This window comes from Rhodococcus shunpengi, from assembly GCF_048381395.1.
GTDB lineage: Bacteria > Actinomycetota > Actinomycetes > Mycobacteriales > Mycobacteriaceae > Rhodococcus.
In genome coordinates this window covers 398,870-409,942 of sequence record NZ_JBLWIU010000024.1, presented here as the reverse complement: position 1 = coordinate 409,942, position 11,073 = coordinate 398,870, and the positions used below count along the sequence as shown (strand labels likewise).

The window sequence follows — 11,073 nt, the reverse complement described above, 5'->3', positions numbered from 1 at the left end:
GGCGCCACGCGCGTTTGTGCCGAAGAACTCCGTGTCCAGAGAGAATCCGCGCTCAGAGATCAGAGAGAAGCCGCGATCCGATCGCCGATCTCGGTGGTCACGATCGGACCGGTGCCACGGTTCGCGAGGTCGGCCTCGACGGCCCGCTCGACGCGTGCAGCGTCCTCCTCGCGCCCGAGATGGCGCAGCAGCAGGGCGGTGGACAGGATCGCCGCAGTGGGATCGGCGATGCCCTTGCCGGCGATGTCCGGTGCCGAGCCGTGGACGGGCTCGAACATCGACGGGTTGGCGCCCGACGCGTCGATGTTGCCGCTCGCGGCCAGGCCGATACCACCGGTGACGGCGCCGGCGAGGTCGGTGATGATGTCGCCGAACAGGTTGTCGGTGACGATGACGTCGAAGCGCGACGGGTCGTCGACCATGTAGATGGTCGCGGCGTCGATGTGGCAGTAGGCCGTGGTGACCTCGGGGAACTCCTTGCCCACGGTCTCGACGGCGCGGGTCCAGATGGCACCCGCGTTCGACAGCACGTTCGTCTTGTGGATGAGCGTGACGTGCTTGCGGCGGGTCTGTGCGAGTTCGAAGGCGTAGCGGACCACGCGCTCGGCGCCGAACCAGGTGTTCACCGAGACCTCGGTGGCGATCTCGTGCGGGGTGCCGACGCGGATCGCTCCCCCGTTGCCGGTGTACGGGCCCTCGGTGCCCTCGCGGACGACGACGAAGTCGATGTCGTGGTCGGCGGCGAGCGGCGACTTCGCGCCCGGGTACAGGCGCGACGGACGCAGGTTGACGTGGTGGTCGAGCGCGAACCGCATGTTCAGGAGGAGACCGCGTTCGAGGACTCCGGGCGTGACCGACGGATCGCCGATGGCGCCGAGGAGGATCGCGTCGTGCTCGCGGATCGCGGCGAGATCGGCATCGGGCAGGAGTTCGCCGGTCGCGTTGTACCGGCGGGCGCCGAGGTCGTATTCGGTCGTCTCGAGATTCGGGACGAGGGCGCGGAGCACCTTGAGCGCTTCCGCCGTGACCTCGACACCGATGCCGTCACCGGGGATGACCGCAAGTTTCATGAGCACTACTCACTTCCTGTGCGACGGTGGCCGCGACCGTGCAGACNNNNAGACGGTCGCGGCCACCGAATGATGGAGAACCGAAGGATCAGGACAGGTCGACCTGGGCGACGCGAGCGTCGAGTGCCTCGGTGATCTGTCCGACCTCGGCGTCGCCGACGACGCGGTCGACACGCAGGATCACGGTGGCGCCGGGGCCCTCCGCGTCCTGGCTGAGTGCCGCGGCCTGGATGTCGATGCTCGCGTTGCCGAGCACGGTGCCGAGCGTTCCGAGCACACCCGGGCGGTCCTGGTAGTGGACGATCAGGTTGTGGCCCTCGGCGCGAAGGTCGAAGCTGCGGCTGTTGATGTTGACGATCTTCTCGACCTGCTGCAGGCCGGTGAGCGCACCCGCGACGGAGGTGACGTGTCCGTCCGGCGACACCGCGCGGACCTCGACGGCACTGCGGTGCGTGGTGGCCTCGCTGACCTTCTCGACCTCGACGGTCACGCCGCGCTGCTCCGCGAGCTTGGGGGCGTTGACGAAGGTGACGGGCTCGTCGCTGCTCGCGGAGAACAGGCCGCGGAGGGCGGCCAGGCCGAGGATGTCGGTGTTCTCGGCCGAGAGCTCACCGCTGACGACGACCTGCACGTTCTGCACGGCCTCGGGCGAGAGGGTGCCGGCGAGCAGGCCGAGCTTGCGGACGAGCTCGAGCCACGGTGCGACCTCTTCGCCCACGGGGCCACCGGAGACGTTGACGGCGTCGGGCACGAACTCGCCGGCGAGGGCGAGCAGCACGCTCTTGGCGACGTCGGTACCGGCGCGGTCCTGGGCCTCGGCGGTGGATGCACCGAGGTGCGGGGTGACGACGACGTTGTCGAGGTCGAACAGCTTCGAATCGGTGCACGGCTCGGTCTCGAAGACGTCGAGGCCGGCGGCGCGGACCTTGCCCTCGACGAGCGCGTCGTACAGCGCGTCCTCGTCGATCAGGCCACCGCGGGCGGCGTTGACGATGATGACGCCGTCCTTGGCCTTGGCCAGACGCTCGGCGTTGATCAGGCCGGCGGTCTCCTTGGTCTTGGGCAGATGCACCGAGATGAAGTCGGCGCGGGCGACGAGTTCGTCGATGTCGACGAGCTCGATGCCGAGCTGTGCGGCGCGGGCGGCCGGCAGGTACGGGTCGTACGCGATGACGTGGGTCTCGAACGCCGCGAGACGCTGGGCGAACAGCTGGCCGATGCGGCCGAGACCGACGACGCCGACCGTCTTGCCGAGGATCTCGGTGCCGTTGAAGCTCGACCGCTTCCAGGTGCGCTCACGCAGGGTGCGGTCGGCGGCGGGAACCTGACGCGCCGCGGACATGAGGAGCGCGACCGCGTGCTCGGCGGCGGAGTGGATGTTGGAGGTGGGCGCGTTGACGACCATCACACCGCGCTCGGTGGCAGCGGCGATGTCGACGTTGTCGAGGCCGACACCGGCGCGACCGACGATCTTGAGGTTGGGCGCCGCAGCGAGCACCTCGGCGTCGACGGTGGTCGCGGAGCGGACCAGCAGCGCCTGGGCTTCGGGCACGGCCGCGAGCAGGGCGGGGCGGTCGGGGCCGTCGACCCAGCGCACCTCGACACCGTCACCGAGCGCGTCGACGGTCGACTGCGCAAGCTTGTCGGCGATCAGGACTACTGGACGGCCATTCTGGCTCACGTGCGGACTCCCTGTGTCGTGAATGTGTGAGTGGTCGACGGCGCTCGCGCCCGACAGCATGCATGGGCACCCGCGACCGCCCACAGTTTAGTGCCCCAGCCCTTCCCACGGGGCCACCGGGATCGGGATCACGGTGGTGCGGGCCCATCCTTCCGCGGGGGCGGGACGACGTCCCGCGGGGGTGCGTCGAGCACACTGCGCTCGATGCCGGGCTGGTTCCGGTGCCGGAAGGCCACCACGGCGGTGCGGACGGTCGGGTGGAATCGACCGTCCCGGAAGCGATTCCCCGTCTGCATCCGGTGCAACTTGTCCTTGACGGGACCCTTCATGGCGGCGAAGGCGAGCCGTATCCCCCGGTGGGCGAGATAGTCGTCGAGGCGTTCGATCTCCTCGACGGCACTGATGTCGAGATCGGTGATCGGTTCGGCCGCGAGAACCACCCACTCGATGCGGTCCTCGCGTTCGCGGACGAGTTCGCGGACGAACTTCGTGAGGATCACACCGTTCGCGAAGAACAGCGGGGCGTCGAACCGCACGAGCACGAGACCCGGGATCCGGTGACCCTCGGGATGCCGCTCCCGATCGTGATATCCGGCGACGTCCTCGAGTTCGACGAGTTCGGTCCGGTGGGGCTGCCACGCGCGTACGACGACGGCCGCCAGCGACAGTGCGATCGCGACGAGCACACCCTTCAGCACACCTGCGAGACCGACCGCCACGAATGCGGCGAAGGACAAACAGAATTCGATCTTGTTGACCCGCCACAGGCGACCGAGCGCCCTCACGTCGACGAGCGCGCTCGCCGCGACGATCACGACTGCACCGAGCGCCGCCTGCGGCAGGTACGCCGTCGCTCCCGGGGCCACCAGCAGGAAGATCGCGACCGTCACCGCTCCGACGGCACCCGCGAACTGGGTACGCGCTCCGGCCTGTTCCAGGACGGGAGTGCGGCTGCCGCTACCGCAGATCGGGAATCCGCCCGTCGCACCGGCTGCGATGTTCACCACACCGAGGGCGCGCATCTCGGAGCTGCCGTCCACGTCCTCGCCCCGTCGCAGCGCGAACGAGCGCGACAACACCGCGGTGTCGGCGAATGCGATGACGGCGACGGCGACGGCGGGTACGAACAGTTCGATCACGTCTTCCCGTTCGATACCGCCGAGAACGGGGGCGGGGATCCCGGAGGGCAACGCCCCCACCATCTCCACCCGATCGGTGAGCCCGAACACCGCGACCGCCGCCGAGGCGACGATCACCGCGACGAGCACCGCGGGTATGCGGGGAACGATCTTCTGCAGCACGAGGATGACGGCGAGGGTGCCGACGCCGAGGAGGAATCCGGCCGGCTCGACACCGTCCTCGAAGACGTCGTCGACGATGTCGAGAATCTCGGCGACGACGCCGGATTCGTCGTCCGAGGTGCCGAGGAGGAGTGGCAGCTGCCCGACGATGACGATGATCGCGATCGCATTGAGGAAACCGATCCGGATCGGTGTGGAGAGCAGATAGGTCAGGAATCCGAGGCGGAGTATCCCGCCGACCAGGAGGATCGCTCCGACGAGGAGCGCGAGCACACCGGCGAGGGCGACCGCGCGCTGCGGATCGCCGTCGGCGGCGAGTGGGATCACCGCTGCCGCGATGAGCGGGGCGAGCGCGGAATCCGGCCCGAGCACGAGGATCCGGGACGGACCGACCACTGCATACACCAGCATCGGCACGACGGTCGCATAGAGGCCGGTGTAGGGCGGTAGTCCCGCGGCCTGGGCGTATCCCATGCCGGTGGGGACGAGCAGGGCGCTGAGCGCGAGGCCCGCCGTGACATCGCTCCGCAGCCACCCCCGCCGGTAGGACCGTGCGGTGGCGACACCCGGGAGCCGCCCGAACGCGGCGCGGAGCCACATCAGCCAAGTATCCTCCGCCGCCCCGGCTCGTGGATGCGACATCGCTCACGCCGCACCGACGACGGCGGCCCGGCACCCCCGTAGGGGTACCGGGCCGCCGTGACCGGATCGGGTGGCTGTCAGGCCGTCTCGGTGATGGGGCGATCGACCCAGCTCATCAGGTCGCGCAGCTGCTTGCCGACGACCTCGATGCCGTGCTCGGCGTTCTGCTTGCGCAGACCCTCGAGCTCCTTGTTGCCGCCCTCGACGTTGGCGACGAGACGCTTGACGAAGGTGCCGTCCTGGATGTCCTTCAGGATCTCCTTCATGCGCTCCTTGGTGCCGGCGTCGATGACGCGCGGGCCGGAGAGGTAGCCGCCGAACTCCGCGGTGTCGGACACCGAGTAGTTCATGCGGGCGATGCCACCCTCGTACATGAGGTCGACGATGAGCTTGAGCTCGTGGAGAACCTCGAAGTAGGCCATCTCGGGGGCGTAGCCCGCCTCGACCATGACGTCGAAGCCGGTCTTGACGAGCTCCTCGGTGCCACCGCAGAGCACGGCCTGCTCGCCGAAGAGGTCGGTCTCGGTCTCTTCCTTGAAGGTGGTCTTGATGACGCCGGCGCGGGTGCCGCCGATGCCCTTGGCGTAGGACAGCGCGAGCGCCTGGCCCTCACCCTTGGGGTCCTGGTGGACGGCGATGAGCGCGGGAACGCCCTTGCCGTCGACGAACTGACGACGCACGAGGTGGCCGGGGCCCTTGGGGGCGACCATCGCGACGGTCACGTTCTCGGGAGCGGTGATGAGACCGAAGTGGATGTTGAGACCGTGGCCGAAGAACAGCGCGTCGCCGTCCTTCAGGTTGGGCTCGATGTCGTTGGTGAAGATCGACGCCTGGGCGGTGTCGGGAGCGAGGACCATGATCACGTCGGCCCACTCGGAGACCTCGGCGGGGGTGCCGACGGTGAGACCGGCTTCCTCGGCCTTGGCCCGGGACTTCGAGCCCTCCTTCAGACCGATGCGAACGTCGACGCCCGAGTCGCGCAGGCTCAGCGAGTGCGCGTGTCCCTGACTGCCGTAGCCGATGACGGCGACCTTACGACCCTGGATGATCGACAGGTCGGCATCGTCGTCGTAGAACATCTCGACTGCCACAGTGATTACCTCTTTCAGCAAGTATGGGTGTGTTAAGGCTAACGGGTAGCCGTGATGGACTTCGGACCGCGTCCGACGGCGACGACACCGGACTGGACGATTTCGCGGATTCCGTACGGTTCGAGCATGCGCAGCAGCGCGTCGAGCTTGGACCGCGTACCGGTCGCCTCGATGGTCAGCGACTCGGGCGAGACGTCGATCACCTTGGCGCGGAACAGATTCACCGTCTCGATGACCTGGGTGCGCACACTCGCGTCGGCGCGCACCTTGATGAGCACGAGTTCGCGGGCGACGGACGCCTCTCCCTCCTGCTCGACGATCTTGATGACGTTGACGAGCTTGTTGAGCTGCTTGGTGACCTGCTCGAGCGGGAACTCGTCGACGGTCACCACGATCGTCATCCGCGAGATGTCGGGCACCTCGGTGCCACCGACGGCAAGGGATTCGATGTTGAAGCCGCGTCGCGAGAACAGCGATGCGACTCGGGCGAGTACGCCCGGCTTGTCCTCGACGAGAACACTGAGGGTGTGACTCGTGCTCACTTGGTCTCCTCCTGGGCCGCAGCGTTCTCGCTGCGGGTTTCGAGCGCGTCGATGGTCTCGTGGATGACGGCGGGGTCGTCGGCAGCGGCGTCGTCGTCGAACAGCGGCCGGATATCGCGGGCCGCCATGATCTCGTCGTTGCTCGTGCCGGCGGCGACCATCGGCCACACCTGCGCGTCCTTGCCGACGATGAAGTCGATCACGACGGGACGATCGTTGATCTCCTGTGCCCGGCGGATCGCCGGCTCGACGTCCTCCTCGCGCTCGACGCGGATACCCACGCAGCCGAGGGCCTCGGCGAGCTTGACGAAGTCGGGGATGCGCAGCGAGTGCGTCGCCAGGTCGGTGTTCGAGTACCGCTCCTCGTAGAAGAGGGTCTGCCACTGCCGGACCATTCCGAGATTGCCGTTGTTGATGAGCGCGACCTTGATCGGCACACCCTCGACGGCGCACGTCGCGAGTTCCTGGTTGGTCATCTGGAAACAGCCGTCGCCGTCGATGGCCCACACCTCGGTGTCGGGACGACCCATCTTGGCGCCCAGAGCGGCAGGAACCGCGTAACCCATGGTGCCGAGACCGCCCGAGTTGAGCCACGTGCGCGGCTTCTCGTAGGCGACGAACTGCGCCGCCCACATCTGGTGCTGACCGACGCCTGCGCAGTAGATCGCGTCGGGACCGGCGAGCTTGCCGACGGCCTGGATGACGTACTGCGGCGACAGGGTGTCGTCGGTGGGACGGTCGTAGCTCAGCGGGTAGGTGCGACGGATGTCGTCGAGGTAGGCCCACCATGCCGTGTAGTCGAGCTTCGTGCCGGTCGCCAGGTCGGCGCGGATGGCCTCGAGCAGTTCGACGATGACCTCCTTGCAGTCACCGACGATCGGCACGTCGGCGTGCCGGTTCTTGCCGATCTCCGCCGGGTCGATGTCGGCGTGGATGACCTTGGCATCGGGCGCGAAGGAGTCGAGCTGACCGGTGACGCGGTCGTCGAAGCGGGCACCGAGGGTGATGAGCAGGTCGCTCCTCTGCAGCGCGGCGACCGCGGCGACGTTGCCGTGCATGCCGGGCATGCCGCAATGCAGGTTGTGGCTGTCGGGGAACGCACCGCGGGCCATGAGCGTCGTGACGACCGGGATGCCGGTCAGCTCGGCGAGCTCGAGCAGTTCGGCCGACGCCTCGGCCTTGATGACACCGCCGCCGACGTACAGCACCGGGTTCTTCGCGTCGGCGATCAGTCGCGCGGCCTCGCGGACCTGCTTGCCATGCGGCTTCGTCACCGGGCGGTAGCCGGGCAGGTGCATCTCCGGCGGCCAGCTGAAGGTGGTCTGTGCCTGAAGGATGTCCTTGGGGATGTCGACGAGGACCGCGCCCGGGCGGCCCGAGGAGGCGAGGTAGAACGCCTCGGCCAGGATGCGCGGAATGTCGGCGCCGTCGGTGACCAGGAAGTTGTGCTTCGTGATCGGCATCGTGATGCCGGAGATGTCGGCTTCCTGGAAGGCGTCGGTGCCGATGAGCGGACGACCGACCTGACCGGTGATCGCGACGACGGGCACGGAGTCCATCTGCGCGTCGGCGAGCGGGGTGACGAGGTTCGTCGCGCCCGGACCGGAAGTGGCCATGCACACGCCGACCTTGCCGGTGGCCTGGGCGTAACCGGTGGCAGCGTGCCCGGCGCCCTGCTCGTGACGGACGAGCACGTGGCGCACGCGCCGCGAATCGAAGAGCGGGTCGTAGACGGGCAGGATCGCGCCGCCGGGAATGCCGAATACCGTGTCGACCTCGAGTTCCTCGAGTGCGCGGACCACCGACTGGGCGCCGGTGACCCGCTCGGGGGCGACCTGGCGTCGGTTGGCGGGCTGCGTTGCGGCAGCTGCGGGAGTCGGGGTGGCGGACCCCGGCTTTCGCGGCGAGGGTTGAGGCCGTGCGGTTGGTGCGCTCACTGCGAATTCCTCTGATTCTGGCTCCGGGCAACAAAAAACCCTCGTCAGCAAGTCTGCTGTACGAGGGTGGCGCGTCGTGGGCGAGTTGCGAAATGCGGCTCAGGCGACGACGCGCCGGCCGATTACGAGCAACCCATTCTGATTCACGCGCTCGACGGTAGGCGCATGGTGTCCAGACAGTCAACTTGGTGCGGTTCACTGTCCCAGAATGTGAGATGCCGCGGCTGCAGTGCGAAGATGTAGAGGTGTCATCTTCCCAGCAGCCCGTGCCACCGACTCCATCATCCCACACGCCCGATTCGGCGACGCAGGTCATCCAGATCTCGCGACTGTCGTTCCTCGCGTGCGCTCTGCTGTTCCTCGCCCTCGCCTCGCCCGCGCTGGCGTGGCCGGAGGCCTTCGCATGGACGCTGATCATCCCGCTCCTCGTCGCCGCCTGGGTCGTGCGGGTACGCACCGTCGTCGGCCCCGAGGGCATCGTCGCGCGGGCGACCTTCAAGACCACGAACCTGAAGTGGGACGAACTCGACGGCCTTCGGTTCCCGAAGCGGGGCTGGGCCCGCGCGCGGCTCACCGACGGCAGCGAGGTCGCACTGCCGGTCGTCACCTTCGGCCGGCTGCCGCAGTTGTCGGAGGCGAGTGGGGGCCGCATCCCCGATCCGTATGCGGCCGCACAGCGCGCCGAGGAGAAGGCACACCGCGAGGAGGCGGCCGCCGAAGCCGGCTCGGACGCCGAAACCACCGACGACGCAGTCACCGTCGAGAAGAAGGACGACCGCTCCTCCTGATCCTCGCGACCGGGTGCGAATAGGTGCATCCGGACGCACGCGAGTAGATTCGTCGGTGCCGCTGCCCGGATCCGCCCCAGCCCGGCGACCGCACGCGGCCCGGCCGATTGCGCACACAGCCACCGTCAAGGAAGTCAGCCCATGCCCCCGTTGAGGTCACGCACCACCACCGTCGGACGAAACGCCGCGGGAGCGCGCTCCCTGTGGCGCGCCACCGGCCTGACCGATTCCGACTTCGGCAAGCCGATCGTCGCGATCGCGAACTCCTACACGCAGTTCGTACCCGGTCACGTCCACCTCAAGGACGTCGGCGAGATCGTCGCGAAGGCCGTGCGCGAAGCAGGCGGCGTGGCACGCGAGTTCCACACCATCGCCGTCGACGACGGCATCGCGATGGGCCACGGCGGCATGCTCTACTCGCTGCCGAGCCGCGAGATCATCGCCGACTCCGTCGAATACATGGTCAACGCGCACACCGCCGACGCGCTGGTGTGCATCTCGAACTGCGACAAGATCACGCCGGGCATGCTCAATGCCGCGATGCGCCTGAACATCCCGACGATCTTCGTCTCCGGCGGTCCGATGGAGGCCGGCAAGGCGGTCGTCGTCAACGGCGTCGCCCACGCCCCCACCGACCTCATCACCGCCATCTCGGCCTCCGCCAGCGAGGCCGTCGACGACGCGGGTCTCGACGAGGTCGAGCGCAGCGCGTGCCCGACCTGCGGTTCGTGCTCGGGTATGTTCACCGCCAACTCGATGAACTGCCTCACCGAGGCCCTCGGTCTCGCGCTGCCCGGCAACGGTTCGACCCTCGCCACCCACGAGGCGCGCCGCGCACTGTTCGAGACCGCCGGCACCACGATCGTCGAAGCGGCCCTGCGTTACTACCGCGACGACGACGAGTCGGTGCTGCCGCGCAACATCGCAACCCCGGCCGCCTTCCGCAACGCGATGGCGCTCGACGTCGCGATGGGTGGTTCCACGAACACCGTGCTGCACACCCTCGCCGCCGCGCAGGAGGGTGAGGTCGACTTCGACCTGTCCACCATCGACGAGATCAGCCGCCGGGTGCCCTGCCTGGCCAAGGTCTCCCCGAACTCCGACTACCACATGGAGGACGTGCACCGCGCCGGCGGTATCCCCGCGATCCTCGGCGAGCTGCGCCGCGGTGGCCTGCTCGAGACCGACGTCTCCACGGTCCACACGAAGAGCTTCGACGAGTGGCTCGACACCTGGGACATCCGTTCCGGCAAGGCGTCCGAGACGGCCCTCGAGCTGTTCCACGCCGCCCCGGGCGGTGTGCGCACCACCGAACCGTTCTCGACCGACAACCGTTGGTCGTCGCTCGACACCGATGCCGCGAACGGCTGCATCCGCGACATCGAGCACGCATACACCGTCGAGGGCGGCCTGTGCGTACTGCGCGGCAACCTCGCACCGGACGGCGCGATCCTCAAGACCGCCGGTATCGACGAGGACCTGTTCCACTTCGAGGGCCCGGCCTACGTCGTCGAGTCGCAGGAGGAGGCCGTCTCGGTCATCCTCGGCAAGAAGATCAAGGCCGGCGACGTGGTCGTCGTCCGCTACGAGGGCCCGGCCGGCGGCCCCGGCATGCAGGAGATGCTGCACCCGACCTCCTTCCTCAAGGGCATCGGTCTGGGCAAGGTGTGTGCCCTGATCACCGACGGCCGCTTCTCCGGCGGCACCTCCGGTCTGTCCATCGGGCACGTCTCCCCCGAGGCCGCTTCCGGTGGTGTGATCGGCCTGATCGAGCAGGGCGACCGGATCCGCATCGACGTCGCGACCCGCACCCTCGAGGTGCTCGTCGACGACGAGGTGCTCGCGGACCGTCGCGCGAAGATGGAGGCCTCCGAGCGTCCGTGGCAGCCCGTCGACCGTGATCGCACGGTCTCGAAGGCACTGCGCGCCTACGCCGCTCTGGCGACCTCCGCCGACAAGGGTGCCGTGCGGCGCGTGCCGTAACACCTGACGACAGTAAGGGCGAGGGCCCCGCGATCATC

General features: G+C 68.5%; 8 protein-coding genes. 2 read left to right on the top strand and 6 right to left on the bottom strand.

The window, feature by feature from the left end:
- Window positions 1-59 precede the first annotated feature (59 nt).
- From ACNJ7K_RS14155 to ACNJ7K_RS14130, 6 genes are all read right to left on the bottom strand, one after another.
- Complete coding sequence (locus ACNJ7K_RS14155; protein WP_120283497.1) at window positions 60-1,070, bottom strand: 3-isopropylmalate dehydrogenase; 1,011 nt, start codon at window positions 1,068-1,070, stop codon at window positions 60-62.
- A gap of 88 nt (window positions 1,071-1,158) precedes the next feature.
- Window positions 1,159-2,751 carry a phosphoglycerate dehydrogenase gene (serA, locus tag ACNJ7K_RS14150; protein ID WP_120279744.1) on the bottom strand — a complete coding sequence of 531 codons (1,593 nt, stop codon included), beginning with the start codon at window positions 2,749-2,751 and terminating at the stop codon, window positions 1,159-1,161.
- Between the two features lie 128 nt (window positions 2,752-2,879).
- On the bottom strand, window positions 2,880-4,652 hold the full coding sequence (locus ACNJ7K_RS14145) for a SulP family inorganic anion transporter (protein ID WP_159417958.1): 1,773 nt from the start codon (window positions 4,650-4,652) through the stop codon (window positions 2,880-2,882).
- 119 nt (window positions 4,653-4,771) lie between these two features.
- Window positions 4,772-5,773 (bottom strand): ketol-acid reductoisomerase, encoded by a 1,002-nt coding sequence (gene ilvC, locus ACNJ7K_RS14140; RefSeq protein ID WP_016691198.1) that lies wholly within the window; start codon window positions 5,771-5,773, stop codon window positions 4,772-4,774.
- Window positions 5,774-5,823: 50 nt separating this feature from the next.
- Entirely contained in the window at window positions 5,824-6,327 is a 504-nt protein-coding gene (gene ilvN, locus ACNJ7K_RS14135) for an acetolactate synthase small subunit (protein ID WP_120279746.1), read from the bottom strand.
- Window positions 6,324-8,264 carry an acetolactate synthase large subunit gene (locus ACNJ7K_RS14130; RefSeq protein ID WP_159417957.1) on the bottom strand — a complete coding sequence of 647 codons (1,941 nt, stop codon included), beginning with the start codon at window positions 8,262-8,264 and terminating at the stop codon, window positions 6,324-6,326. Before ACNJ7K_RS14130 ends, ilvN begins: the two co-directional genes overlap by 4 nt.
- 266 nt (window positions 8,265-8,530) lie before the next feature.
- On the opposite strand from ACNJ7K_RS14130, the gene ACNJ7K_RS14125 reads away from it, so the two are divergent.
- On the top strand, window positions 8,531-9,052 hold the full coding sequence (locus ACNJ7K_RS14125; RefSeq protein WP_159419183.1) for a PH domain-containing protein: 522 nt from the start codon (window positions 8,531-8,533) through the stop codon (window positions 9,050-9,052).
- Between the two features lie 141 nt (window positions 9,053-9,193).
- On the top strand, window positions 9,194-11,035 hold the full coding sequence (gene ilvD / locus ACNJ7K_RS14120; RefSeq protein WP_230788929.1) for a dihydroxy-acid dehydratase: 1,842 nt from the start codon (window positions 9,194-9,196) through the stop codon (window positions 11,033-11,035).
- Window positions 11,036-11,073 lie beyond the last annotated feature (38 nt).

Bases quoted from the DNA above. Each gene is read 5' to 3' on its own strand.
- ACNJ7K_RS14155 (WP_120283497.1), bottom strand. From the start codon at position 1,070: ATGAAACTTGCGGTCATCCCCGGTGACGGCATCGGTGTCGAGGTCACG.
- ilvC (WP_016691198.1), bottom strand. From the start codon at position 5,773: ATGTTCTACGACGACGATGCCGACCTGTCGATCATCCAGGGTCGTAAG.
- ilvD (WP_230788929.1), top strand. From the start codon at position 9,194: ATGCCCCCGTTGAGGTCACGCACCACCACCGTCGGACGAAACGCCGCG.
- ACNJ7K_RS14145 (WP_159417958.1), bottom strand. From the start codon at position 4,652: ATGTGGCTCCGCGCCGCGTTCGGGCGGCTCCCGGGTGTCGCCACCGCA.